This window comes from Leptolyngbya sp. PL-A3 (assembly GCF_039962325.1).
GTDB lineage: Bacteria > Cyanobacteriota > Cyanobacteriia > Elainellales > Elainellaceae > Vacuolonema.
On record NZ_JAMPLB010000004.1, the window covers coordinates 267632 to 292028 of the forward strand.

A 24397-nucleotide genomic window follows, 5' to 3' on the forward strand; every position below is an offset into this window, starting at 1 on the left:
GGATTATTGAATAATTCCAAAATAATAAGCCGCCACGAGGAAGTTAATAGCCAGGAGCAGCAAGGCCCAGCCAGCGCGGAAAGTATAAGGGGGCTTCTTAGTTTGTGCTTGTTTGGAAGTCATTGCGATTGTCCTTAAAAATCAATTCAACCGTGAACCTCTGTCGCCATTATTAACCAACCTGTACCCATTGCTACGCTCACAGACAAAACTCAATATTTTGGAATAATTTTGCCTGGCAACTGCTCTGTAGATGGGCGCAAGCTAAGTGTGCTCCTATCTACAAATCTGGACGGATGATTACGCCTCTTCACCAGCATGGTAAGAGCTCCGCACCAATGGTCCCGATCGCACATGGGAAAAGCCCATATCCCGAGCGATCGCCCCCAGGTGCTCAAACTCCTCGGGTGCCCAATACTTCTGCACCGGCAGGTGATCCAGTGAGGGGCGCATGTACTGGCCTAAAGTGAGGCGATCGCACCCTACCGTTCGCAGATCTTGCAGAGCTTCAACGATTTCAGTCTCAGTTTCGCCATGGCCCAGCATCAGACCAGATTTGGTGGGAATCGTAGGGTTCAGTTCCTTCACGATGGCAAGGACATGGAGCGATCGCTCATACTTAGCGCCCCGACGCACCACGCCCTGCAGCCGTTTTACCGTTTCCACATTGTGGTTATAGCAGGCAGGGTTTGCAGTAACTACCTGGGTCACTCGCTTCCGCTGACCCGCTTCGCCTGACAATCCACCCCAAAAATCGGGAGTTAACACTTCGACCTGAGTCGCTGGATTAACCTGGCGAATGGCTTCCATAGTTTGCACAAACCAGTTGGCACCTCCATCTGCCAGGTCATCCCGTGCCACAGAGGTCAGGACCACATAACGCAAGCCTAGGAGCTGCACTGCTTCTGCCACTTTCTGAGGTTCCTGCGGGTCGAGAGGCATCGGTGCATGCCCCTTATCCACCTGACAAAAAGCACAAGAGCGCGTACAGGTCGGCCCCATCAGCAGAAACGTTGCAGTCCCGCTGGCATAGCACTCGCCCCGATTGGGACAACGCCCTTCCTCACAAATCGTGTGGATTTGCCGCTGCTTGATAATTTGTTGTACCGTTGACAATTCGCTGGCCTTACCGATAGGCCGACGTAACCAGGCAGGCAATTGCACCAGGGTAGGGCGCTTTTCGTGCGGCGCTTCGCTAACACCAGAAGAGGCGTTGCCAGTGGAAATGGAATCAGGGGGAGTCATGGAGCAGACTAGGTTTTTGTCTTCCTGTCAATCTATCGCTGTTTAACGTGAAGCGGTGTCAAATGTCAGAACCAGTCTAATATTTTTGAAGATTTTAGGTGAGCAACATGCAGCATTGCATGGTGGGCTACAGCCTGAGTTGATCTGGTTAGGACGTTTAGTTTTTGAGAAGCTACACGGAGCGCAGTTTTTCAAAAGTTAAACTGTCCTAGTTCCGGATGCATAGCGCTATACAACTGTAAGTTGGAGTTGCACTGCTAGCAAAAGCGTGCTGTAAAGCCGCTAGCAAGAATGTTTTTTGTGCGCCTCACGCACAAAAAACATTCTCTAAAACAGATTCTGGAAGCGCTGACGAGCTTTGTCTAAGGCCCTTTGTATTCGATCAAGCGGCTGGTCTTACCCAGCAGGCGATTGCGATAAAACTGGAGCTGCCCCAACACATTCGGAAATTTGCCCAAAACGCAGGAACCCGCATACAGTGCTGCATCGCTGTTGGATAGCCCAGTGCTCTGCATATAGCGGTAAATCTTGTAAACCATTAAGCCATAGCCCAACAGTAGTACCAGGCTCAGACCATGGGTCAAGAAGGCCAATGCGATCGCCCCGCCGGGAATCACTAATCCCCACAGCCAATTGCTGCGCGTTTCCCTCACCCAATGCCGCTCCGGTGGCTGACCATGCAAGGAAGAGCCTTCTGCATAGGCATGGCCTGCCCGCAGCGATCGCTTCCACCACTGCCCAAATCGTGTCATCTGGGCATCGTGCAGGGTCATCTCCGCATCCAGGCGGTAAATCTTCCAGCCCTGCTGTCGGAGCCGCACACACAGTTCGGGTTCCTCTCCAGCAATCAGAGCGGGATTGTAACCGCCTGCTTTTTGCACCGTCACAATCCGCATCAAGGCATCGCCACCACAGGCTTTCGCCTCCCCAACGGGAGTGTTCCACTCAATGTCACAAAGCCTGTTGTAAATCGTCTGTTCCGGGAAGCGTTCGCGACGGCGACCGCAGACGACCGCCCACTCAGGGTTCGTGTCTAAAGCTTGTTGTGCGGTTTCGAGCCAGCCCTCAACGACCTCGCAATCCCCGTCGACGAATTGCACATAGGTCAAATCAGGACAGAGGGTCAGCAATCGTTCCAGCCCGGCATTACGAGCCCGAGCTGCCGTAAAAGGAATGGAGAGATCCAGATCCACCACATCAGCGCCCAGGTTGCGCGCCATCTTGACACTGCCATCCGTTGAGCCCGAGTCTACATACACCACCTGCCGAACTCGACCGATGACCGACTTCAGACACTGCTGCAGGCGATCGCCCTCATTACGCCCAATGGCGACTACGCCAATCTCACTCACAGGGTTCTTCTCCTGATGCACGATGTTGCATGAGTAGGTATTTTCCTCAGTGTTCCCTGATTGAGCGGGGAGGTGATCACGGTTTCCCTACCTGATTGGATCGGCCATCCCGTCCCCCCAGATAAAATTCCTCACGCTAGAGTTGGAGAATACGTTGCAAGTCCACTCAACTATGACTAAGGCGGTCTTTTCGGATAAGCAGTTTTGGAACAAGCTGACTCGCTTTGCCACCAAAGCGGGACGTGAAGTGGTGGAAAAAGCGTTGACTCTGTATTTTGCCGCCCAACGACCTGAAACACCTCTCTGGGCCAAAACAGTCATCTATTCCGCACTGGCCTATTTTGTTCTGCCGATGGATGCCATCCCCGATGTCACTCCAATCGCTGGGTTCGCCGATGATCTGGGCACCCTGGCCGCCGCTCTAGCCACCGTCGCAATGGCTATCACCCCGGAAATCAAAGAGACCGCTCATCAAAAAGTGGTCGATTGGTTTGGAGAAGAGCTTCCTGAAGAAGAGGAGCCCATGCCAACCGATGATCCCATTCGCGTCATCACTATCGATTAATGCTGCCGGAAGGGATGCTCCGTGTCCCCGTCATCACATCTGCGTGAGCGTGTTGATTAAGCAGCAACTCTCGTTTTGGAATGAAGCCCCGAAATAGCCTACCTTCGATAGGCTGTTTCAGGGCTTTAAGCTCATCAGGAGAACTACCGTGATTCAGGGCAGATGGGAAAGGGGCACTTCGTGCCCCTTTCCCCGCATCCTGTCCACAGGCTTGAAACATCACCGGCAGTAGCGCTGAATCAACACGCTCAACGTTATAGTGATAATGTTCTGCTACACAGGCGGAGGACTGGAAACATGGTGCGAATTGCAGTGGTGGACTATGACATGGGAAACCTGCATTCGGCCTGCAAAGGATTGGAGAAGGCGGGTGCCACAACCCTGGTAACTGACGTGGCCCGCGATCTAGAGCAAGCCGATGCGGTTGTGCTACCTGGCGTGGGAGCATTTGACCCAGCGATTCAGCATTTGCGATCGCGCGATCTAATCCATCCTATCCGTGACGTCATTGCTAGTGGCAAGCCTTTCCTGGGTATCTGCCTGGGTCTGCAAATTCTTCTAGAAGGCAGCGAAGAGGGACGCGAAGCAGGTCTGGGTATTGTGCCTGGCATGGTACGACGCTTCCGCCCAGAACCCGGAATTACGATTCCCCATATGGGCTGGAACCCACTGCAAGTAGTGCAGTCGGATCTGACCCTATGGCAGGAGCTACCTAACCCCTGGGTGTACTTCGTACATTCCTTCTATGCCGACCCAACAGATCCAGTCGTCGTTGCGGCAACCGTTACCCATGGCAGCCAAACGGTGACGGCAGCGATCGCCCGCGACAACCTGATGGCCGCCCAATTCCACCCTGAGAAATCCTCGACGACAGGTCTGAAAATTCTCGCCAATTTCGTAACGCTGGTGCAGCAGAAACAGCTTGCGGGGGTTGCCTCCTAACTCGTTTTTTGTGCGCTTTGCGGACGAGAAACAATCTTGAAACCATTGATGTTTCGTGTTCTATGCACACGAAACATCAATTCTGTCTTTAGACCCCTATTTCTAAATCCATGAGTTTGCGCGTCTACGGGAACCGCCCTCTCAAAACGTTACCGGGGCAGGCAACCCGTCCAACTCCGGCACGAGTACGGGAAGCGCTATTCAACATCTGGCAGGGAGCCATTCCAGGGTGCCGCTGGCTGGATCTGTGTAGTGGCATCGGAGCCATGGGTGCAGAAGCCCTGGGTCGAGAGGCCGCTGAAGTGGTGGGCATTGAACAATCAGCAAAAGCCTGCACAGTGATTACCGAAAACTGGCAGCGCATTGCCCAATCTGGGCAACGATTTCGACTGCTACGGGGGGATGTTGTGCAAAAGCTGCCAACCCTGAAAGGGCAAAGCTTCGATCGCATCTACTTTGACCCACCCTATGCCAGCGAGCTCTATCTGCCCGTCCTTCAAATTATTGGTCGAGACCACCTGCTGGCTCCCGATGGGGAATTAGCCGTAGAGCATGAGCCCAAACGCTGGTCAAAGGAAGCCTGGGCGGAGTTACTGGCACAAGTAATGCCCCTGGCGGTATGCCGGGAGAAAGTTTATGGCAATACTGCGGTCACTTTTTTTGCTCTGGACAGCCCATAAAGAAGTACGCCTCACAGTGGAGTACCTTCCAAAACAAAAGCGCCGGGGCGATCGCCCTGGCGCTTTTTAAATACAGATTGCAAACCAGAGGCTTACAGGCCAAGCTGGTTACCACGACGGTATTGCAGGTAAGCCGCAACAAACAGCCCTGCCAGCGTGATGGGAATCAGCCCCAGAACGATACCAGAAAGTAAGGGTTCGACCACAGTATGCTCTCCTTAAGAATCACCTTGATCTTATAGCAAGATGCTCATCGAGAAAATGGAGCCTTCGAGTTCCCAGCAATTCTCAGTATGGAATTAAGCCCGAAAACCGCTTGCCGAAGGCAAGCGGTTTTCGGGCTTCAAAGCCAAGATTGCGCGCCTGACGGGCGCGTAATCTTGGCTTTGAAGCTCATAATGAGAACTGCTGTCGAGTTCCAGACCTAGGGGAAAATGCTTCGCAGCTTAGCCCCTATCCTGAAATGGCAGACGTTACAGAACTTTAGATCCGCAAGAGTTCTTTACGCCAATACTTCACACACCGACACAGTTAACAGAGATATCTATATAAAGGCATAGCTTAAAATAGAAAATTGAAGGCACTGATAAAACGGCAAAAGCCCAAAATACGCCTTATCAGGCTCCAAAAACCAGTTGTTTTGACAGCTTTGCGGAATCTCTGCCCAATGGATGAGGCCGTACACATATTAAATAAATCTGTGTAATCTCCTCATGCTATGCAAAAAACCTTAATCTAAGTTATAGATTGAGAAACACTCCACCCACCTGGCTTTGACTAGAGAACTCTTGGATAAACAACAGGTAATGGACAACCGGGCCGAAAGCGTGGCATCTTCGTCATCCTTTCCCATCCGGCAAGTGATGTCCGTTCTCTTTGGGATTCTGGCCATTGTCAGTATTACGATCGCCGGAATCCATTTTGTTGACCGCGCTGATCCCTATGCGCGGGATGTTTTGTCGCTGCATGGCGATGCCAGACGGGGTACGGAGATTTTTCTAATGAACTGTGCCACTTGCCATGGTGCTTATGGCAAAGGGGAAGTTGGGCCCAGTTTACAGAACGTCTCTTCGCGTAAGTCTAAGGTTGGGCTGATTCGTCAGGTTGTAAGTGGCCGCACGCCACCCATGCCTCAATTTCAACCCACTCCCCAAGATATGGCCGATCTGCTTAAATTTCTCGAAACGCTATAAAAGTTTAATGACCCGTAATCCTTTAAGTAAGCCATCTAGCGATGCTGAGGTAGCTTACTTAAGGGACTTACATATTTTTGTCAGGTCTAGTGCATTACTTATATATGGGCAGGGCTTTGCTCCGTTCTCCCTCGCGTACAAGCTATTTGGCCTAGATTTTTATACTTGAGTGCAATGGGCATCAAGCACTACTCGAATCTTCGAAGCGATAACCTACGCCGATCACAGTTTTAACAAAGACGGGGTTAGAAGGGTCCGGCTCAATCTTCTTGCGCAGCCGAGCAATATGAGTGTCTACCACCCGTTCATCCCCAAAGAAGTCACTGCCCCAGAGCTTTTCAATCAACTGAGCCCGGTTCCAAACGCGACCGGGGTAACTGACAAAGGTAGCCAACAGGTCAAATTCCAGAGTTGTCAAATCTAGTGCCTCAATCTCTTGCGACAGCAGATGACGTTGGGCCAACCGCTGGTCTAAATCCACCGTAAAGTGTGGCGTCTGGTAGGTGTGAGACTGCCCACCCTGGCGCAAATTACGCCGTAGCAGTGCCCGCACCCGAGCGACCAATTCGCGGGGGCTAAAAGGTTTCACCATGTAATCATCAGCTCCAGTGGATAAGCCGATAATCCGATCCATCTCATCCCCTTTGGCCGTCAGCATCAGGATGTAGGGATCCTTTGCACCAGGTTTTTGACGAATGCGCGCACAAACCTCTAACCCATCCAGCCCGGGTAACATTAGATCCAAAATGATGAGGTCCGGCTTCACCTCATGGAACAGTTGCACAGCACTAAGGCCATCGCGACAGGCACGACAGGTAAACCCTTCTTTTTCCAAATAAAGCTGAATCAATTGAGCAATCTCAGCTTCATCTTCAACAATCAGAATATCCATGGCTCTGGTAACTTTAGCCCTTGAGGCCGTTGCTGAACGTATGCTAGCAAAGGAAGACGTGTTCTTAAATAAGGGGTTTCCGAATGGCATTATCGGGTATCTACCAAAGCTCAAAGCCTTCATGTTGTAGATACTACGCTGCAATACGAAGGCTTTAGGCTTTGACAGGAGGAGGTTCTTTAATGCGCTGGGAGATAGGTAAACAAGTCTGCTAGACTTGCGAAGATTCGTTTGCGTCGGCGTGTTCCATCAGACTCAGGGGACAGGGAGGGGCGATGACGACAACTCAATTTTCTGAATTGCGTAGTCTAGAGAAACAGTTGCAAGAGAACCTGCGGGCCGTCTTGCCTGAGAGCTTGCACTGGCCTGTGCAATGCGCGGCAAAGGAAGGAAAATTGTTGGTGGCAGTGCAGCATGCGCCTCAAGAGCGCGTCAATCAGTCGCTGGTCTTCAAAGTTCTAGAAATGGCTATGCGGCAAGAGCCAAGTATTCAAGCTTGGATGGCGCGATCGCCCGACCTCTATGCCGTCCACTTCTATGTACGGCGGCTAGGTGAGATAGAGCCCTATGGCTTTTACCGAATGGCCTGGGACTCGGTCTTTTCCAGCGATGGGATTGCTTCCGCTCCCACTACAGGCATTCCACCCTTTTCTCCATCCCCGGCAATTCATCCCATTTCGACAGATCCCCAGTCTGATCTGCCAGAATCCCCAGCCTTGGCAAGCCCGGCATTCTTAACAGTATTACCGACCCCCACGGATGAACCGCGGCTGGAGGTGGTCGATGTTGAAGCCACAGAAATTCCGGTGCGGTGGCGGTTGCCCTGGAAGCGGGTGCGAATTCCTCGTATGGTAGTAGCGGGAGCGATCGCCGCTGCCGCCATGCTGACCGTTGGTGGAACCTACGCCCTGACACGGCCCTGCGTTGTAGGCCGTTGCACTGCCCTGGACACGGCCCAACAGTTACAAACCACCGCCTCTGAGAAGATGACCGCTGGGAAGTCGGCCCAGGATGTGGTCGCTGCTTATGAGTCTTTGGTGGAGGCGAGTTATCTACTGGCTCGCATTCCCTCCTGGTCACCCCACTACGAAGTGGCTCAGGGATTGCTGAACACCTATGAGATCGATGCCCAAAAACTAGAACGGGTGGTACTGGCTCAGCGTTTAGCTATGCAGGCCGCCGTCAAAAGCCAAAACCCGCCCCATCCCCTCTCTGTATGGCGTGAGGTGCAACAGGGTTGGCGGGCCGCGATCGCCCAACTCGAGAACGTCCCCCAAAACAGCCCCGTCCATGATTTGGCGCAATATAAGCTCAAGGAGTATCGGGCTAATTTAGGCCAGATTGATCTTCGCATTCGGCGCGAAGTGGAGGCCCAGGAGCGGGTCACGATGGCTCGCAAAGCCGCGAAAGAAGCTGAAACACGACAAAGCATCGCCCAATCTGATGAAGGGTTGGAGCGCATACGGGCCACCTGGCAGTCGGTGCTGGCAATATTGGCTCAGGTCCCCAATGGAACAATGGCCTATGCCGAAGCGCTGCAACTGTCAGAACTCTACCGTCCTCAGTTACAGGCCGCAGAAGATCGTCTGCGGTTAGAAGGCCAAGCCAACAATCGCTACGACCGCGCGATCGCCCTCGCAACGGCTGCCCAGGCCGCTGAACGCCGCAATCAATGGGGAGAAGCGGTCGCACAGTGGCAACTGGCCTTAGCCCAACTCCAGCAGCTAGAAAAAGGCAGCACCGCCTTTGAGCGGGGGCAATCTCTTAAGGCCTCCTACCAGGCAGCTTTGACCAATGCTCAGGAACGTCTGCGGGTTTCCAGCGCCCTTCAAGCCGCACTTCAAGAACTGGATCCCCTCTGCGGGGGTCAGCCCCGCGCCTGTACCTACGAACCTGTTGATAATCGGGTACAAGTCCGCATGACCCGAGCCTATGAACAGGCGCTCGACCAGGCTATGGCCAATTCTGGTGCTCCGCTCGACGATACCACTCGCATGAGCTATATGAATCCACTACTACAGGCGATCGCCTCCGTAGGAGAGTTCAGCAACGCTCCGATCGAGCTTTACGAAGCCGAAGGAAATCTCTTTGGGATTTATGATCCGCAGATGAATGGATTTGTACCCCAGTTGAACCGATAGGATTTTGTGCTGTACCAGATACGGCACAAATTCAGGGCTTACGCGCCCACCATATTTGGCACATTTGTGTTGGGCGTGCGAAGCACACCCAACACAAATGTGTAAGTTCTGACTAATGGCGTGTAAATTGGGCTGCCCCATTAAAAAACTGCCGGTAGATACCTTGGGTCACCAGCAGGCTGGCGAGTAAATCTACAAATGCCAGCATGAACATAATCAGCATTTGATAGAGGGCGGCATTGAAGGGATCAGCCCCGGCCAGTATTTGCCCGGTAATAATGCCGGGAAGGGTGACGATACCAATGACCGTCATGGCATTCAGGATGGGAATTAAGCCCGCCTGAATCGCATCGTTACGGTACTGCTGCGTTGCTTGAGCAGGGGTAGCACCGAGGCTCAGGTGTGTTTCAATTTCTATTTGGCTACTGTTGAGATTGGTGACCAGGCGTTCCCCGGCGATCGCCGCTGCATTCATCGCATTTCCTAACAGAATGCCGGCCAGGGGAATCAGGTATTGAGGATCAAACCAGGGTTGGGGACGAATCACCAACAGGTGAACATAGGCCAGAGTCAGAGTTGTGGTGCAGAACAGCACTCCACCAAGTAAGGGTAAGAGCTGGGGGAGCTTGCGGCTAATCCGGTTACGGGCCACCACCGTCGCCGTAAACATCATGACCCCAATAATTGCCAGCACCAGCCAGGAGTTTTGGATACTGAAGGCGACCGCCAGAAAGTACCCCACTGCCAATAGTTGAACAATGGTACGTCCCGTAGCAACTCCCAGCTTCCATTCGAGGCCCAGGTGTTGCCACAGAGAGAGCCCCACAGCGATGACCATTAAGCCCAAAGCCCACCCCAGCCGCGCCAAATCGAGTTGGATTGTTTCCTCCACCCTATGCCTCCACACCCTTGCGAGACGCGAGTATACCAATTCCACAGGGAGATGCGTCAAGTGCATCCCACTTTTGTCAGCAATTCTCAGTATGGGTTTCAAAGCTGAGAGTTTGTGCCCGAAGGGCACGAACTCTCAGCTTTGAAACCCGAAAATAGCCCGCCTTCGGCGGGCTATTTTCGGGTTGGATTTCAAAATGAGAATTGCTGCACTTTTGTAGGTGAGGTAGTTTTTGCCCACCTCACCTACAAAAGCCCGTCCACTCAAAGTGGATGGGGATGGGGTGAAAGGGGCACCTCGTGCCCCTTTCACCCCACCGCCTAGAACATCAATCCAAAATGAGAATTGCTGAACCCCTGTGCCGTAGAACCTATAAGTGAAGGATAAAACTGCCAGTTGGAAAACTGGCACCTGAAACTGTCCACCCAGGAGATACGTCAATGCGCCAAATCTGGGAATATAGCGAGGGATTACCCGATGGGCGAGAAGAATTCCATGAATCTAACCCGCCCCTTGCCCCCAGCTCCCATGGGTGACCAGGTCACAATCCAGGCAAATTCCAGGATTGGGTGAACGTCCTCGTTATTGGTAAATTGGCGTGAATTTTATTCCCCCCTTTGATCTGACCCGGCAATATCGAATTATTGGTGATGAACTGAGTAGCACTGTGCTGGAGGTTCTGGCTTCGGGCAAGTATATTAATAGCCCTATTGTTCAGGCCTTTGAAGAAGAATTTGCTGCTTACACCGGCACAGCCTATTGCGTTGGCTGTAACTCCGGTACTGACGCGCTCTACCTGGCCCTACGCGCCCTCAACATTGGCCCAGGGGATGAAGTGATCACCACGCCTTTCAGCTTCTTCGCCACTGCCGAAACCATTAGTGCCGTTGGGGCTACGCCGGTCTTTGTCGATATCGAGGCGGATTCGTTTAACATCGACCCCACGGCCGTTGAGGTCGCCATTACCTCCCGCACCAAAGCGATCATGCCGGTTCACCTGTTTGGTCGTCCGGCAGATATGACCCGGCTGATGGCGATCGCCCAATCCCATCAACTTCCGGTGATCGAAGACTGTGCCCAGGCTACAGGAGCCTGTTGGGATGGACAAAAAGTCGGTAGCATCGGGCTCATCGGGTGCTTCAGCTTCTTCCCCACCAAAAACCTGGGGGGTGCTGGCGATGGGGGAGCGATTACAACCCAGGACCCCGAGATCGCCGATCGCATCCGTATCCTAAAAGAGCATGGCAGTCGCGCCCGCTACTACCACGAAGCCATCGGCATCAACAGTCGGTTGGATGCGGTGCAGGCCGCTGTGCTTCGAGTCAAGCTGCGGTACCTGGAGGGGTTCAACTGGCAACGGGATGCGATCGCTCATCGCTATCACGAGTTACTCAGCCACCTACCTGGCATTGTTCCTCCGGCGAATACCGTAGGTGGACGCAGTGTTTGGAACCAATACACCATCCGCGTGTTGAGCGAGGGGAAAGAGGGACGGCGCGATCGCCTGCGCCAGCAGCTTCAAGACCAGGGCGTCAGCTCCATGATCTACTATCCCGTTCCGCTCCACCAGCAATCGGTTTATCAGCATCTCAACTACACCCCGGGCCAACTACCCGTCACGGAGCAAGTAGCCCAGGAAGTGCTCTCCCTACCGATGTTTCCTGAGCTGACCGCCGAGGAACAGGAGCACATCTACTATGTGCTGAAAGGGAGCCTGTTGGATTAATTGGGCCAATCTCATCCATGGATATAGCCTTAATGAACCTCAGTTCGGGATAAGCTGAAGTGCCCATTTGGTGTGCGAGAAGCGCACACGAAAACCTCCCTTAACCCGAACTCAGATTAATTATTTCAGGACTAACGCAAGTCCCCTATTCGTAGTGCAGTTGTGGTGTGGGTGGGGTGCGAAGCACCCACCCACACCACAACTGCGTAAGTCTTTTATGTTTGAAAAGCCATGCAGAAGGCTTTTCAAACATAACCGGTTACCCGTTTAACTTGGCGGCAACGGTTGCAACCTTCACCCCAATTTCTTCAACCAACTTCTGTTGCTGAGGATCTTTCAAGGTTCCATCTGGATTAAAGGCTTCATAAGCTTTCGTGACCGCAACCTGGTCTGGCAAGACCAGAACACGAATGTTACCGAGAATTGATCGCAAATGAATCAACCCCCGCAATCCACCCAATCCGCCTGGAGAGGCACTCATCAATCCCGCGACCTTATCCGTAAAAGCGGTTAAGGAAAGGGGCGGCTCACCGTCTGTGGGGCGAGATGCCCAATCAATGGCATTCTTCAGCAACGGTGTTACCGAGCTGTTGTATTCGGGTGAAGAAATGAGAAAACCCTGGTGGGATTTCATTAACTCCTTCAGCTTGAACACATTCTCAGGAATTCCCCGCTCCTTTTCCAGATCCTCGTCATACAGTGGCAACGGCAGATCCCGAAAATCCAAATAGGTCACCTCGGCTCCCGCAGTTCTCGCCCCATTGGCGGCAATTTGCACCAGACGCTTATTCAATGACTCTTTCCGGGCGCTGCCTGAAAACGCCAAAATTCGAGGGGTATCACTCATAACAGAAAATTTCTTGACACTGCCCCCGATTATAAAAATCGGAGTGAATCTCTCTGCACATTCTTAAGAAGGAAGTTAGGATTTATTTTCTGTATCAGAAGCTCCAATACAACCACACAATTTTCCTAACCTGAGTTCGGGTTAAGGGCGTTTTCGAGTGCCGCGCGTTGCGCGGCACTCGAAAACGCTCATTTTGGCGTGCGCAAAGCGCACGCCAAAATGAGCACTTCAGCTTATCCCGAACTGAGGTTTCCTACGATTCACGCGTAAACAAACCCTTGACGCACGCTTTAATGCACCACACGGTCCCTCTTCCTAGCAAACTGGATATAACAGGCGTTTTTGCATAACAGTATGTGGAATTTTGGAGAGCGGGGAAGCTGGAACTGGGGCGATCGCACCTACCTGATGGGCATCCTCAACGTCACCCCCGATAGTTTTAGCGATGGGGGCGACTTCAGCACCCTGGAATCAGCCCTGCATCAAGCCCACATCCTTGTACAGAGCGGCTCTGATGTGCTGGATATTGGTGGCCAGTCCACCCGACCTCAAGCCGACGATATTTCCCTGGAAGAAGAACTCCACCGTGTCATCCCGGTTATTCAAAGCATTCGTAAGGGATCTGAGCACCATCCACCACTAACGGTTCCCATATCAGTCGATACGACCAAAGCTGCTGTTGCTCGGGAGGCGATCGCCGCTGGAGCCGATATCATCAACGACATTTCGGGTGCGGTTTACGACCCCGATATGCTGCCCACCGTAGCTGAGCTCGGTGTTCCCATCATTCTGATGCACATGCGGGGTACCCCAAAAACCATGCAGCAGTTGACCCAGTACGACGACCTCATGGGCGACATCTATAATTTTTTGGCACGGCGGATAGAAGCGGCACTTGCCAGCGGTATTTCCCAAACCCACATCGCCATCGACCCCGGCATTGGATTTGCTAAAACCTATGCCCAAAACTTGAAGATTCTACGGGAACTGCCGAAATTGAAAGCACTGGGCTACCCCATTCTGGTCGGCCCATCACGCAAAGCTTTCATTGGTCATATATTGAATCAGCCCGATGCCAAACAACGCGTCTGGGGCACGGCAGCCGCTTGCTATGGGGCGATCGCCGGAGGAGCCGACATTCTACGAGTTCATGACATTCGGGAGATGTACGACGTGTCTCGCGTCGCGGACGCAATCTTAAGAGGATAACCGATACGAGCAGGTCGATAGAACCGAACAACTAGCCACTCTTACTCAAATTCCAACGTAAAGTTTTGTAAAGCAGTCAAGGGCTGGCTCTACTGAAGCTTATTAACTTTTGTATCATAGATGATAGAAGCAAAAACGTTCATCTCTCCTGGAGCCTGGCTAACGTGCTGGAGAGACAGAAGTAAGGGAACACCCCGAAGGAACGTGCCTCATCCTGGTTACGCTTCACTACCTGGAGGCGAAGTTGTTATGTTTACGAACTTGATGGATGTCTTTTCGATCGTTGGAGTTATTGCGATCGCCTGTTCTGTATTAGCGCCTGCTTTAGTCTGGTCGTTGACATATCGTCCACAGCCTTCTGAGCAAGGCTAATCTATGTTCTTTTAGTCACGTAGCCTGATGCAATTAAGTTAGGACAGATTACTTGCTGAAAAGTCGGGCAAAGCACAGCTTTTACAAGAATCCTCCTGGTTCTAAGGGCGTAGTGCTATAAAGCTAAGAAATCCCCAGGTTCTTAAAGAATCTGGGGATTTACCCTATTACGATTAAGCAGAACCACGCCTTTACAGGACACGCTTCAGATATTCCTGTTCCGTTACCAAATCTTGAACCTGTGCCACCCGATCCAAGTACACCTTGCCGCTCAGGTGGTCAAACTCATGTTGAAAAATACGCGCGACAAAATCTGTGAGTTCCTGCCGCACCATTTTCCCATCCCGAGTCATATAGCTAATTTCGATCGCCCGGTAGCGCGGCACTTGCCCCCGCAAGCCCGGAATACTCAAGCACCCTTCCCAATCCACAACAACCTCATCATCGTGGCTGAGGAGTTGAGGGTTGAGCATAATCACAGGCTCCATCAACGGAGCTTGTGGATAGCGAAGATTTGGACGTGATGCCACAATCAGTGCCTGGAGCGATCGCCCTACCTGTGGAGCCGCAATCCCTACACCATTTCCCTCTAGCATCGTCGCCAGTAGCCGATCTAAAAAACCCTGGAACTCCAGATTGTGGAGATCCAAAACAGGTTGCGCAATCTCCCGCAAAGCAGGATTTCCCAATTGAGCAATTTCAAGCAACTCAGGCATAACGGTAAAGTCACTAAAGCTTTAACAGAACACAAGAAGCAGCCCCAACAACACATCACAACTCAGGGGGCCCAACAAGTACTCGTATTGTAAGCACAAGGTTCAAGCAACGTTTTCAACCCGTCATTGGAATATACAAAACCTCTGAGGATATGATCGGCGCATAATACGCAGGGGTGCGGCCAGCAATGCCCATTTTGGCTTTGAAGTCCGTAATGAGAATTGCTGTGGTGCGGCGCAATATAACCCTGCATATTATGGTTCTTCAGCCAGATTTGATAGCGGATTTGATAGTAAGATTAGCCTTGCCCATTTCGGAAGAACTCGCCCATGCCGGGAGCTTGCATCGTTGGTTTAGGCCGCTCTGGAATCGCCGCAGCCCGACTACTTCATCGGCAAGGCTGGACCGTCACTGTCAGTGACTCTGGTAACGCAGATACCTTGCAACAAACCCGACAACAACTCGAAGCCGAAGGCATTACAGTCCTACTGGATCACCGCTTCACCCCCGATCCCGCCTTCCAACAGGTTATCGTCAGCCCCGGCGTCCGATGGGATCTCCCTGCCCTCCTACAGGCGCGCGAGCAGGACATCGAAACCCTGGGCGAAATGGAACTAGCCTGGCGATCGCTCCCCAATTCCCCCTGGCTTGGCATTACCGGCACCAACGGCAAAACCACAACCACGGCCCTGATTGCTGCCATCTTCCAGGCTGCGGGCCTGTGCGCCCCTGCCTGTGGCAACATCGGCTTTGCCGCTTGCGAAGTCGCCCTCAAAGCTCAGGCTGAGGGCCACTCCCCCGACTGGATTATCGCTGAAATCAGCAGCTACCAGATTGAATCCTCCGCGACCCTCGCCCCCCGCATTGGGGTCTGGACCACGTTCACTCCCGACCACCTCAGCCGCCACTACACCCTGGAAAATTACTACGCCATCAAAGCCAAGCTACTGAATCACTCCCAATCACAAATTTTTAACGGGGATGACCCTTATCTGCGGCAAGTCGCTACATCCTGGCCCGACGCCTATTGGACTAGCGTGACCGGCAAAGATACCCTACCGGGCCAACCCACACGGGGAGCCTGGATTGAGGATGGCTGGGCGATCGCCATGGGGGCTCCCATCGTTCCCGTCTCGGCCCTCCGTATGGTCGGTAGCCACAACCACCAAAACTTGCTGATGGCTGTCCTGGCTGCGAAGCTGGCTGGCATTGAAACGGAAGCGATCACCCGGGCCATTGAGACCTTCCCCGGTGTAGCCCATCGCCTGGAACATATCTGCACCTGGCAGGGCGTTGCTTTCATTAACGACAGCAAAGCCACCAACTACGATGCCGCTGAGGTTGGATTAACAGCCGTCGAAGCTCCAGCCATCCTCATTGCCGGGGGCGAAGCCAAAGATGGCGACGACACTGGGTGGCTCAAAACTATCCAACAAAAAGCGGCCGCTGTGCTTCTCATTGGTAGTGCTGCTCCAGCCTTTGCCCAGCAGTTAGAATCCATAGGGTACACTACGTACGAGATTGTAGAAACGATGGATCGGGCGATCGCCCGCAGCACAACCCTGGCTCAGCAATACAACGCCCGTGTTGTACTTCTTTCTCCGGCCTGTGCCAGCTTCGATCAATACCAGAGTTTCGAGCATCGTGGCGACCACTTCCGCGAACTGTGTAAAGCAGCACTAGTCTAGCCCCGGCCTCTACCAAACCGGCCCCACCGTTTTTCCGTGACAAAGCTTTGCTTTGTCGTGCCCGCCATAAACCTGCTTACTGCGCCACTTGGTGTAGAAAGTTCCATTTACCCCGTACAGCGACGCAACCACCTTTTTTCTGAAGGGCTTTAAGAAACAGGTTCATCGAGAAAAACTTCGTTGGATTTGCGTTGCGATCGCTACATATCCCCCACAATGCGTTACCACTAAAGACGATGGGAGCCGTGTGCCCACCCCTGATACTCCATTCCCATGCGAAACCATTTCAACAAGCTCGTTCGCGATCGCATTCCTGACTTAATTCGGGCCGCAGGTAAAACTTGCGACACCGAGGTGCTGTCAGAAACCGACTACCGCCAGGCTCTCCGTGCCAAACTGATCGAGGAAGCCCAGGAAGTCGCCACGGCCCAGGACGAAGACCTGATCACCGAATTGGCTGATGTTCAAGAAGTTTTGATGGCTCTCATGGCTGCTTACAAGATATCCCCGGAAACTGTCCGCAAAACCCAAATGCTTCGCCGTGAAGCTCGAGGTAGTTTTCGTCAACGCATTCGCCTACTCTGGACGGACGAGAAGCTTTAGTCATCCAAAACGCTCAGTCGATTACAAAAAGCCTAGAACTCAGAGGAAAGATGCGCTTAGCGCATCTTTCCTCTGAGTTCTAGGCTTTCTGAGCATGCAAAGCACATTCAGAAGGCGTATTTGCAATGATTGGCGCTAGATTTTTCTTCTAAGGAGTAAGAAAAATTCACCTTCCCAGGCATACACTGGAGGGCGTGGCTTCTGGATTATCCCCATGAATATCCTGTTTCTGCACAACAATTTCCCTGCCCAATACCGCGAACTGGCAAAAGCTTTGGCCCGTGACCCTAACAACAGAGTGGTCTACGGAACTAAGCACACGGAAGATGTGCAGCTACCCGGAGTCATCAAAGTCAACTATGCTCCCAGTCGTGACCCCCATGCCAGCACCCACCACTATGTTCGCTCCTACGAAAGCGCTGTGCTGCACGGACAGGCGGTCTTCCGATTGGCCGATCAGTTAAAGAAATCAGACTTTGTACCTGATGTCGTTTGTAGTCATGCTGGCTGGGGCAACGGCATTTTTATCAAAGATGCCTTCCCGGATACAGCCTTACTCTCCTACTTCGAATGGTTTGGTCATGCCAAGGGCACTGACGCCGACTTCGATCCAGCCTTTCCATTGGACATGGATGATCATCTTCGCATTCGGGCAGGCAACGCCACCTTACTGGTCGATTTGTACAGTTGCGATCGCGGCATCAGCCCCACCCACTGGCAAAAGTCCCAACTTCCCCCCGAATTCCAATCCAAAATCGACGTCCTCCACGACGGCATTGATACTGACTATTTCTTCCCCGACCCTAACCAGAAGATGTGCTTCCCTGAAATTGGGTTAGACCTTTCCGATGTGGATGAGATTGTCACCTATGTATCGCGGGGAATGGACGCCTATCGGGGTTTCCCACAGTTTATTGAGGCGATCGCCCTACTTCTAGAACGACGGCCTAATTGCCATGTGGTGATTGTGGCAGGCGATCGTATTGCCTATGGCCCCGCTGCCCCCAAAGGCAACAGCTTTAAAGAGGTGATGTTAGAACGGTTCCCCTTGGATATGAATCGGGTTCACTTCCTCGGCACATTACCCTATGGCATCTACAAACTCATCCTGCGAGCATCTTCCGTTCATGTTTACTTGACTCGCCCCTTCGTTCTCTCCTGGTCATTTATGGAATCTCTCTCATCCGGGTGTCTCGTTGTTGCATCTGACACACCTCCTGTTCGGGAGATGGCTCAAGACGGAGTCAATGCATTGTTGGTGGACTTCTTTGATACGAAGGGAATATGCGATCGCCTCGAATACGCCCTGACTCATCAAGACGAACTTAAACCTCTCCGCGAAAATGCCCGCAAAACCATTGTGGACAACTACGCACTATCTGACTTGCTACCAAAGCACGTTAGCCTGATTCAGACGCTAATGCGCCGCTAGGGTAACCAGAGTTCAGGTTATGGCTTTTTGAGGGCGCGCTTTGCGCCCTCAAAAAAGCCCATTTTGGCGTGCGTAAAGCGCACGCCAAAATGGGCACTTCAAGTTATCCCAAACTGAGGTTAGGTATGGTGTTGCCGATACCAGTTGATCGTATTCTGCAACCCTTCTCGGAAGGGAACTTCAGCAACGAAGCCAAAGCGAGCTTTGGCTCGCTCGGTATCCAGGCAACGGCGTGGCTGCCCATTGGGTTTATCCGTTTCCCAAACCAGTTCGCCCTTGTACTCCATCAGTTCGCAAATCAGTTCGATTAAATCTTTGATGGAGATTTCGTAGCCAGTGCCTAAGTTAACAGGATCAGGGTCATTGTAGAGCTGCGTACCCATCACAATGCCTCGGGCCGCATCTGTGGAGTAGAGAAACTCACGGGTCGGGCTGCCATCGCCCCACACAGGGATGGTTTTGTCGCCCCGTTGTTGAGCTTCGTGGACTTTGCGAATCAGGGCCGGAATGACGTGGGAACTGCGAGGGTCGAAGTTGTCTTCGGGGCCGTAGAGGTTGACGGGCAGTAGGTAAATGCCGTTGAAGCCGTATTGCTGACGGTATGCTTCAAGTTGCACGAGCAACGCTTTTTTCGCGACACCGTAAGGAGCATTAGTCTCCTCAGGGTAGCCTGCCCAGAGGTCATCCTCTTTGAAGGGAACGGGGGTGAATTTAGGGTAGGCACAGATGGTGCCAACACAGACGAACTTTTTGACGCCAGCCTGGTACGCCGCATGGATGAGCTGCGTGCCCATCATCAAGTTGTCGTAGAACAGCTCGGCAGGTTTTTCGCGGTTGAGACCAATGCCGCCGACGTGAGCAGCCAGGTGAATGACAACGTCTTGTTGGTCTACAGCACGCTGGCAAGCGTCCATCTGGCGCAGGTCGTAGTCGCGCGATCGCACCACCGTAATCTTGTTCGCATCAGCCCCAGCTTTGCAGAGCTGATCGATCACCTGCTTCCCCAGGAAACCTGCACCACCAGTTACCAAAATTCGTTGCTTGCTTAAATCCAATGCTGTTGCTGTCATGGGGTTCTCCTGATCACGATACGCTGCTGCCAATGCCACGAACGGTGGCTTGGTCCAAAACAGCTTGAATGCTGTGGCCGTTCAGAGGAATCAACCCAAGGGCTTTGAGGTCAGCCTCGACCATCAGGTGAACCAGTTGCTCGAATGTAACGGAGGGTTCCCAACCTAATTTCTGTTTTGCCTTACTGCAATCCCCAATCAAAATATCGACTTCCGCAGGACGCAGATAGCGGGCATCAAATTCTACATAGTTCTGCCAATCCATGTTGACGTACCCGAAAGCCAGGTCTAGAAACTCACGAATGGAATGGGTTTCATTGGTTGCAATGACGTAATCATCGGGTTCATCTTGTTGCAGCATCAGCCACATGGCCCGGACGTAGTCTTTGGCATAGCCCCAGTCGCGCTTGGAGTCGAGGTTGCCCAGGTACATTTTTTTCTGCTGGCCTGCAACAATGCGAGCCAGGGCGCGGGTAATTTTGCGAGTCACAAAGGTTTCGCCACGGCGAGGAGATTCGTGGTTAAACAAGATGCCATTGCAGGCAAACAGGTCATAGGATTCCCGATAATTTACAGTTTGCCAGTGGGCATAGACCTTGGCACAGGCGTAGGGGCTGCGGGGATAGAAGGGGGTTGTTTCTGTCTGGGGAATTTCCTGAACCTTACCATACATCTCTGAAGAGCCCGCCTGGTAAAACTTCACCTGGAGATTCGTGCGACGTTGGTAATCGCGGATGGCTTCTAGAAGGCGCAAGGTACCCATGGCTACCGTATCAACGGTATATTCAGGCGCATCAAAGCTCACTCGAACGTGAGATTGGGCACCCAGGTTGTAGATCTCGTGAGGCTCGACTTCCTCAAGAATGCGGCGGAGGGTCGTGCCATCGGTTAGATCGCCGTAGTGCAGGAACAGGCGGGCATGCTCACTATGCGGGTCTTCATAGATGTGGTCGATGCGATCGGTATTAAAGGTAGACGTACGGCGAATAATGCCGTGAACTTCGTAGCCTTTTTCCAACAGCAGCTCACTTAGATATGACCCATCTTGCCCTGTGATCCCAGTAATGAGTGCCCGTTTCCTGTCTGTCATACCTTAAGTTCCTAGATTGTTCTCGTTCTTAGATGACCAAAAGCCGCAAAAAGTTGCACCGGGATTAAACAGCCAAAACTTCTAGCCCCACTTCAACGTTCCCAGTCCGTCGGGTCGTTTAACCCATTGAGTCTATCATCCAATTTCCACTGCTCACGACGAGCCTTGTGACACGCTACCGTGGGACTATACTCATTAGAAATATTCACATAAATCGGCCCTGGGATCAGGACGTTGAACAGACAGGAGCATGACAAGCATGTTGGAAGCCTATCGGAAGCATGAAGAAGAGCGGGCAGCTTTGGGGATTCCGCCATTGCCCCTGTCCGCTGAGCAGACGTCAGAGTTGTGTGAATTGCTGAAGGCTCCTCCCGCGGGGGAAGAGGAGTTTTTGTTGAGCTTGTTGCGCGATCGCATTCCCCCCGGTGTAGATCAGGCAGCCTATGTAAAGGCTGGGTTCCTGACGGCGATCGCCCACGGTGAAACCACAAGCCCCCTGATCAGCCCTAAAGAGGCTGTGGAGCTACTGGGAACGATGATGGGCGGATATAATGTGCGATCGCTCATCGACCTGCTCAAATCTCCCAATGTCGAACTGGCGGAAACCGCCACCGCAGCCCTGAGCAAAATTTTGTTGGTATATGATGCCTTCCACGATGTGGAGGAACTGGCAAGCTCAGGGAACAGCTACGCACAGCGCGTAATGCAGTCCTGGGCTGATGCGGAGTGGTTTACCAACCGTCCCGAACTGCCTGAAGCGATCACCGTGACAGTCTTTAAGGTGCCCGGTGAGACGAATACTGATGATCTCTCCCCTGCACCCCATGCAACGACTCGTCCTGACATCCCGCTTCACGCAACAGTAATGCTGGAGACTCGCCTGGCGGGTGCGTTGGATACCATTGTCGAGCTGAAGCAGAAAGGGCATCCGCTAGCCTACGTTGGCGACGTCGTCGGTACGGGTTCTTCGCGGAAGTCAGCCATCAACTCGGTGCTGTGGCACATCGGCCATGATATCCCCTGCGTACCCAATAAGCGTGCGGGTGGGGTCATTCTGGGCGGCAAGATTGCGCCTATCTTCTTTAACACCGCTGAAGATTCAGGGGCACTGCCCATTGAGTGCGACGTTACGAAGATGGAAACCGGGGATGTGATTACGATCTATCCCTATAAGGGCGAAATTCAAAATGAAGCGGGGGAAGTAATTTCGACCTTCAGCTTAAAGCCAGAAACTATTTTGGATGAAGTGCGAGCGGGGGGACGGATTCCGTTGTTGATTGGGCGATCGCTCACCGACAAAACTCGCGCCGCTCTGGGTTTAGAGTGCAGCACCGTATTTGTCCGGCCACAGGCTCCTGCTGACAGCGGTAAAGGTTTCACATTAGCTCAGAAGATGGTGGGTAAAGCTTGTGGTCTTCCGGGTGTACGGCCTGGTACTTCGTGCGACCCCATCATGACCACGGTAGGTTCCCAGGACACCACTGGCCCTATGACTCGCGATGAGCTGAAGGAATTGGCCTGCCTCGGCTTTAGTGCAGATCTGGTGATGCAAAGCTTCTGCCATACCGCTGCCTACCCCAAACCTGTCGATATCAAAACTCAGAAAGAACTGCCTGACTTTATCAACTCACGGGGAGGTGTATCCCTGCGAGCTGGCGATGGCATTATTCACTCCTGGCTGAACCGGATGCTCCTTCCCGATACCGTGGGTACTGGGGGCGACTCTCATACCCGCTTCCCCCTGGGAATTTCCTTCCCGGCAGGTTCGGGTCTGGTCGCATTCGCGGCGGCTCTGGGTGTTATGCCATTGGATATGCCGGAGTCGGTGCTGGTGCGCTTTAGTGGAAAACTGCAACCGGGGGTGACCCTGCGGGATGTTGTGAATGCCATTCCCTATGTAGCGATGCAGCAGGGCAAGTTGACGGTCGCCAAAGAGAACAAGAAGAATGTCTACAATGGGCGCATTCTGGAGATGGAAGGGCTGCCCAACCTGCAACTGGAACAAGCATTTGAACTAACGGATGCTTCCGCAGAACGCTCCGCCGCAGGTTGCACCATTCAGCTCAGCCCTGACACCGTAGCGGAGTATCTGCGGTCAAACGTCGCGCTGCTGAAGAATATGGTGGCCCGGGGCTATGGCGATGCCCGCACAATTCTGCGCCGAGTTCGCAAGATGGAGGAGTGGCTGTCGAACCCCAGCTTGATGACGGCCGATGCGGATGCCGAATATGCCGACATTATTGAGGTCAATCTCGACGAAATTAAAGAACCTCTGGTGGCAGCTCCTAACGACCCCGACAACATCAAGTTGATGTCGGAGTGTGCCGGTGATCCCATCCACGAGGTGTTCATTGGTTCCTGTATGACCAATATCGGCCACTACCGCGCCGCTGCCAAGGTGTTGGAAGGAGCTGGCCCCGTGAAGGTGCGTCTGTGGATTGCACCGCCGACCCGAATGGATGAACAGCAACTCCGGGAGGAAGGCTACTACGGTATCTTTGCTGCTGCGGGTGCTCGTACAGAAATGCCAGGATGTTCGCTCTGCATGGGTAACCAGGCCCGTGTCGAAGACGGCGTGACAGTTTTCTCTACCTCCACCCGCAACTTTAATAACCGAATGGGTAAAGGGGCTCAGGTTTACCTGGGCTCAGCAGAACTGGCTGCCGTGTGCGCTCTTCTGGGCCGCATTCCTACGGTCGAGGAGTATATGGAGATTGTGACGAAGAAGATCGATCCGTTTGCTTCGGATCTCTATCGTTACCTTAACTTTGACCAGATCACTGGATTCGAAGACCAGGGGCGTGTGTTGTCGAAGGATGAGGAAGCGAGCCTGGTGGCTTCGATTTAGGTTATCTCGCAGCCATTTTCATTAAGACAAAAAGAGTAGGCCAGCGCAATGCGTTGGCCTACTCTTTTTGTCTTAATGAAAATGGCTACAGCGATAAAAGAGGCGATCGCTTAATCCCATAAGCAGCGCTCTCATCCATACTCTCCAACAGTTGATTTGTGTGTACAATCTCCACAAATCAACTATTTTCTTTTAGGGCAATGGCAAAACGCAAACCGAGTAAAGCGAAGTATCAATGGGTTTACGATCCTCCCAAGGCAGCGAAGCCGAAAGTACCCGAGGAAACGAAACGATTGGTTCAAGAAAAGTTTGACGAGATCATCGAAACTCTATACAAACCTACCTATATCAAACCACCGCCAACCGATCACGATTTCAACTATTTAGTGGATCTCTACGGAAAGTGGTACCGTAATTATTTCTACATTTGCGGTACTTATAATTGCCCCAGCCCACGGGCGATCGCACCATCATTCGAGCATCGGTTCAGCCGTTACGAATATGTTGGCGCCGACCAATTTAACGTAGCCTACATGCGCCATACAGATAAATGGTGGGAATTTTTACAAGGGTTAACGTTGGAGCAGTGTTTAGAAGAAGCTAGAACAAATGCAATTTTGCAGCCCTATTAGATCCTCCTTAAGGTGGTTAGTTTTAGCGTTTTGAAGCTTTGAAGCCAGCTACTCCATGCTAGGTTTATCAATTTGAAAAAGTGGGATGTATCCCCTCATACTTCCTGTACCGCATACTCTACCACCCTTGTCGTAGGGACATTGCGTGGGGAGCATGTCACTTTTTCTATAAGCAATTATGCTTAATCACTGTACAATGGCGAACCAATTAACCCATTCAGGTAAGCACAACGATGAGCTAACACTTGCGGGACGTTTTCA

At 52.5% G+C, this 24397-nt stretch carries 25 protein-coding genes and 1 riboswitch; of the genes, 13 read left to right on the forward strand and 12 right to left on the reverse strand.

Annotated elements, in window-relative coordinates; translation table 11 throughout:
• Positions 1–3: 3 nt before the first annotated feature.
• The 3 genes from NDI52_RS05790 to NDI52_RS05800 form a co-directional block, all read right to left on the reverse strand.
• Positions 4–123, reverse strand: a complete 120-nt coding sequence (locus tag NDI52_RS05790) for a photosystem I protein PsaX (protein WP_190771102.1) — start codon at positions 121–123, stop codon at positions 4–6.
• 177 nt (positions 124–300) lie between these two features.
• Positions 301–1245, reverse strand: coding sequence for a lipoyl synthase (gene lipA, locus NDI52_RS05795; RefSeq protein WP_190771103.1), 945 nt, complete (start codon positions 1243–1245; stop codon positions 301–303).
• A gap of 362 nt (positions 1246–1607) precedes the next feature.
• Positions 1608–2597, reverse strand: a complete 990-nt coding sequence (locus tag NDI52_RS05800) for a glycosyltransferase (RefSeq protein WP_190771104.1) — start codon at positions 2595–2597, stop codon at positions 1608–1610.
• 172 nt (positions 2598–2769) lie between these two features.
• Between NDI52_RS05800 and NDI52_RS05805 the strand changes: the two genes are divergently transcribed.
• Complete coding sequence (locus tag NDI52_RS05805) at positions 2770–3162, forward strand: DUF1232 domain-containing protein (RefSeq protein ID WP_190771105.1); 393 nt, start codon at positions 2770–2772, stop codon at positions 3160–3162.
• Here the strand turns inward: NDI52_RS05805 and NDI52_RS05810 are convergent.
• Positions 3152–3382, reverse strand: coding sequence for a hypothetical protein (locus NDI52_RS05810; RefSeq protein ID WP_348250379.1), 231 nt, complete (start codon positions 3380–3382; stop codon positions 3152–3154). The genes NDI52_RS05805 and NDI52_RS05810 overlap by 11 nt on opposite strands.
• A 77-nt stretch (positions 3383–3459) precedes the next feature.
• Between NDI52_RS05810 and hisH the strand changes: the two genes are divergently transcribed.
• Both hisH and rsmD read left to right on the forward strand, forming a co-directional pair.
• A complete protein-coding gene (hisH, locus tag NDI52_RS05815) occupies positions 3460–4104 on the forward strand; it encodes an imidazole glycerol phosphate synthase subunit HisH (RefSeq protein WP_190771107.1) in 645 nt (214 codons plus the stop codon).
• Positions 4105–4214: 110 nt separating this feature from the next.
• Positions 4215–4784 carry a 16S rRNA (guanine(966)-N(2))-methyltransferase RsmD gene (gene rsmD / locus NDI52_RS05820; RefSeq protein WP_190771108.1) on the forward strand — a complete coding sequence of 190 codons (570 nt, stop codon included), beginning with the start codon at positions 4215–4217 and terminating at the stop codon, positions 4782–4784.
• A 92-nt stretch (positions 4785–4876) separates the two neighbouring features.
• On the opposite strand, the gene petG is transcribed toward rsmD, so the two are convergent.
• Entirely contained in the window at positions 4877–4990 is a 114-nt protein-coding gene (gene petG, locus NDI52_RS05825) for a cytochrome b6-f complex subunit V (protein ID WP_190431032.1), read from the reverse strand.
• 567 nt (positions 4991–5557) lie between these two features.
• On the opposite strand from petG, the gene NDI52_RS05830 reads away from it, so the two are divergent.
• Positions 5558–5977 (forward strand): cytochrome c, encoded by a 420-nt coding sequence (locus tag NDI52_RS05830; RefSeq protein ID WP_242045890.1) that lies wholly within the window; start codon positions 5558–5560, stop codon positions 5975–5977.
• A gap of 181 nt (positions 5978–6158) precedes the next feature.
• Here the strand turns inward: NDI52_RS05830 and NDI52_RS05835 are convergent, their stop codons facing one another.
• On the reverse strand, positions 6159–6869 hold the full coding sequence (locus tag NDI52_RS05835; RefSeq protein WP_190771109.1) for a response regulator transcription factor: 711 nt from the start codon (positions 6867–6869) through the stop codon (positions 6159–6161).
• Between the two features lie 275 nt (positions 6870–7144).
• Here NDI52_RS05835 and NDI52_RS05840 point away from each other — a divergent pair, with 275 nt between their 5' ends.
• On the forward strand, positions 7145–9010 hold the full coding sequence (locus NDI52_RS05840; protein WP_190771110.1) for a hypothetical protein: 1866 nt from the start codon (positions 7145–7147) through the stop codon (positions 9008–9010).
• Between the two features lie 112 nt (positions 9011–9122).
• Here NDI52_RS05840 and fetB read toward each other — a convergent pair whose 3' ends face one another.
• Both fetB and NDI52_RS05850 read right to left on the reverse strand, forming a co-directional pair.
• A complete protein-coding gene (fetB, locus tag NDI52_RS05845; protein WP_347280041.1) occupies positions 9123–9902 on the reverse strand; it encodes an iron export ABC transporter permease subunit FetB in 780 nt (259 codons plus the stop codon).
• A gap of 135 nt (positions 9903–10037) precedes the next feature.
• Positions 10038–10343 carry a hypothetical protein gene (locus tag NDI52_RS05850; RefSeq protein WP_190771112.1) on the reverse strand — a complete coding sequence of 102 codons (306 nt, stop codon included), beginning with the start codon at positions 10341–10343 and terminating at the stop codon, positions 10038–10040.
• 157 nt (positions 10344–10500) lie between these two features.
• Here NDI52_RS05850 and NDI52_RS05855 point away from each other — a divergent pair, with 157 nt between their 5' ends.
• Positions 10501–11628, forward strand: a complete 1128-nt coding sequence (locus tag NDI52_RS05855; protein WP_347280042.1) for a DegT/DnrJ/EryC1/StrS family aminotransferase — start codon at positions 10501–10503, stop codon at positions 11626–11628.
• A gap of 259 nt (positions 11629–11887) precedes the next feature.
• Here the strand turns inward: NDI52_RS05855 and NDI52_RS05860 are convergent, their stop codons facing one another.
• Positions 11888–12475 (reverse strand): NAD(P)H-dependent oxidoreductase, encoded by a 588-nt coding sequence (locus NDI52_RS05860; RefSeq protein WP_190771113.1) that lies wholly within the window; start codon positions 12473–12475, stop codon positions 11888–11890.
• A 354-nt stretch (positions 12476–12829) separates the two neighbouring features.
• Here NDI52_RS05860 and folP point away from each other — a divergent pair, with 354 nt between their 5' ends.
• Both folP and NDI52_RS05870 read left to right on the forward strand, forming a co-directional pair.
• A complete protein-coding gene (gene folP / locus NDI52_RS05865; RefSeq protein ID WP_190771114.1) occupies positions 12830–13684 on the forward strand; it encodes a dihydropteroate synthase in 855 nt (284 codons plus the stop codon).
• Positions 13685–13818: 134 nt separating this feature from the next.
• A riboswitch (Glutamine riboswitch) is annotated at positions 13819–13893 on the forward strand.
• A 40-nt stretch (positions 13894–13933) separates the two neighbouring features.
• Positions 13934–14056, forward strand: coding sequence for a hypothetical protein (locus NDI52_RS05870; protein WP_277874397.1), 123 nt, complete (start codon positions 13934–13936; stop codon positions 14054–14056).
• Between the two features lie 191 nt (positions 14057–14247).
• Here the strand turns inward: NDI52_RS05870 and def are convergent, their stop codons facing one another.
• On the reverse strand, positions 14248–14772 hold the full coding sequence (gene def, locus NDI52_RS05875) for a peptide deformylase (RefSeq protein WP_190771115.1): 525 nt from the start codon (positions 14770–14772) through the stop codon (positions 14248–14250).
• A 330-nt stretch (positions 14773–15102) separates the two neighbouring features.
• Between def and murD the strand changes: the two genes are divergently transcribed.
• From murD to NDI52_RS05890, 3 genes are all read left to right on the forward strand, one after another.
• A complete protein-coding gene (gene murD, locus NDI52_RS05880) occupies positions 15103–16461 on the forward strand; it encodes a UDP-N-acetylmuramoyl-L-alanine--D-glutamate ligase (RefSeq protein WP_190771116.1) in 1359 nt (452 codons plus the stop codon).
• 273 nt (positions 16462–16734) lie between these two features.
• Entirely contained in the window at positions 16735–17064 is a 330-nt protein-coding gene (locus NDI52_RS05885) for a nucleoside triphosphate pyrophosphohydrolase (RefSeq protein ID WP_190771117.1), read from the forward strand.
• Between the two features lie 214 nt (positions 17065–17278).
• Entirely contained in the window at positions 17279–18496 is a 1218-nt protein-coding gene (locus NDI52_RS05890; RefSeq protein WP_190771118.1) for a glycosyltransferase, read from the forward strand.
• Between the two features lie 119 nt (positions 18497–18615).
• Here the strand turns inward: NDI52_RS05890 and NDI52_RS05895 are convergent, their stop codons facing one another.
• Positions 18616–19566 (reverse strand): GDP-L-fucose synthase, encoded by a 951-nt coding sequence (locus NDI52_RS05895; protein WP_190771119.1) that lies wholly within the window; start codon positions 19564–19566, stop codon positions 18616–18618.
• Between the two features lie 13 nt (positions 19567–19579).
• The gene (gene gmd / locus NDI52_RS05900) at positions 19580–20656 is read right to left on the reverse strand and encodes a GDP-mannose 4,6-dehydratase (protein WP_190771120.1); all 1077 of its coding nucleotides are present in this window, start codon (positions 20654–20656) and stop codon (positions 19580–19582) included.
• A 259-nt stretch (positions 20657–20915) separates the two neighbouring features.
• Between gmd and acnB the strand changes: the two genes are divergently transcribed.
• On the forward strand, positions 20916–23504 hold the full coding sequence (acnB, locus tag NDI52_RS05905) for a bifunctional aconitate hydratase 2/2-methylisocitrate dehydratase (RefSeq protein ID WP_190771124.1): 2589 nt from the start codon (positions 20916–20918) through the stop codon (positions 23502–23504).
• 200 nt (positions 23505–23704) lie between these two features.
• Positions 23705–24136: a hypothetical protein gene (locus NDI52_RS05910; protein WP_190771121.1), complete on the forward strand. Its 432-nt coding sequence runs from the start codon at positions 23705–23707 to the stop codon at positions 24134–24136.
• Positions 24137–24397 lie beyond the last annotated feature (261 nt).

Coding starts and splice junctions, on each gene's coding strand:
- NDI52_RS05790 (WP_190771102.1), bottom strand. CDS start 123: ATGACTTCCAAACAAGCACAAACTAAGAAGCCCCCTTATACTTTCCGC.
- lipA (WP_190771103.1), bottom strand. CDS start 1,245: ATGACTCCCCCTGATTCCATTTCCACTGGCAACGCCTCTTCTGGTGTT.
- NDI52_RS05805 (WP_190771105.1), top strand. CDS start 2,770: ATGACTAAGGCGGTCTTTTCGGATAAGCAGTTTTGGAACAAGCTGACT.
- NDI52_RS05810 (WP_348250379.1), bottom strand. CDS start 3,382: ATGTTTCAAGCCTGTGGACAGGATGCGGGGAAAGGGGCACGAAGTGCC.
- hisH (WP_190771107.1), top strand. CDS start 3,460: ATGGTGCGAATTGCAGTGGTGGACTATGACATGGGAAACCTGCATTCG.
- rsmD (WP_190771108.1), top strand. CDS start 4,215: ATGAGTTTGCGCGTCTACGGGAACCGCCCTCTCAAAACGTTACCGGGG.
- NDI52_RS05835 (WP_190771109.1), bottom strand. CDS start 6,869: ATGGATATTCTGATTGTTGAAGATGAAGCTGAGATTGCTCAATTGATT.
- NDI52_RS05840 (WP_190771110.1), top strand. CDS start 7,145: ATGACGACAACTCAATTTTCTGAATTGCGTAGTCTAGAGAAACAGTTG.
- NDI52_RS05860 (WP_190771113.1), bottom strand. CDS start 12,475: ATGAGTGATACCCCTCGAATTTTGGCGTTTTCAGGCAGCGCCCGGAAA.
- folP (WP_190771114.1), top strand. CDS start 12,830: ATGTGGAATTTTGGAGAGCGGGGAAGCTGGAACTGGGGCGATCGCACC.
- NDI52_RS05870 (WP_277874397.1), top strand. CDS start 13,934: ATGTTTACGAACTTGATGGATGTCTTTTCGATCGTTGGAGTTATTGCG.
- def (WP_190771115.1), bottom strand. CDS start 14,772: ATGCCTGAGTTGCTTGAAATTGCTCAATTGGGAAATCCTGCTTTGCGG.
- murD (WP_190771116.1), top strand. CDS start 15,103: ATGCCGGGAGCTTGCATCGTTGGTTTAGGCCGCTCTGGAATCGCCGCA.
- NDI52_RS05885 (WP_190771117.1), top strand. CDS start 16,735: ATGCGAAACCATTTCAACAAGCTCGTTCGCGATCGCATTCCTGACTTA.
- NDI52_RS05890 (WP_190771118.1), top strand. CDS start 17,279: ATGAATATCCTGTTTCTGCACAACAATTTCCCTGCCCAATACCGCGAA.
- NDI52_RS05895 (WP_190771119.1), bottom strand. CDS start 19,566: ATGACAGCAACAGCATTGGATTTAAGCAAGCAACGAATTTTGGTAACT.
- gmd (WP_190771120.1), bottom strand. CDS start 20,656: ATGACAGACAGGAAACGGGCACTCATTACTGGGATCACAGGGCAAGAT.
- acnB (WP_190771124.1), top strand. CDS start 20,916: ATGTTGGAAGCCTATCGGAAGCATGAAGAAGAGCGGGCAGCTTTGGGG.
- NDI52_RS05910 (WP_190771121.1), top strand. CDS start 23,705: ATGGCAAAACGCAAACCGAGTAAAGCGAAGTATCAATGGGTTTACGAT.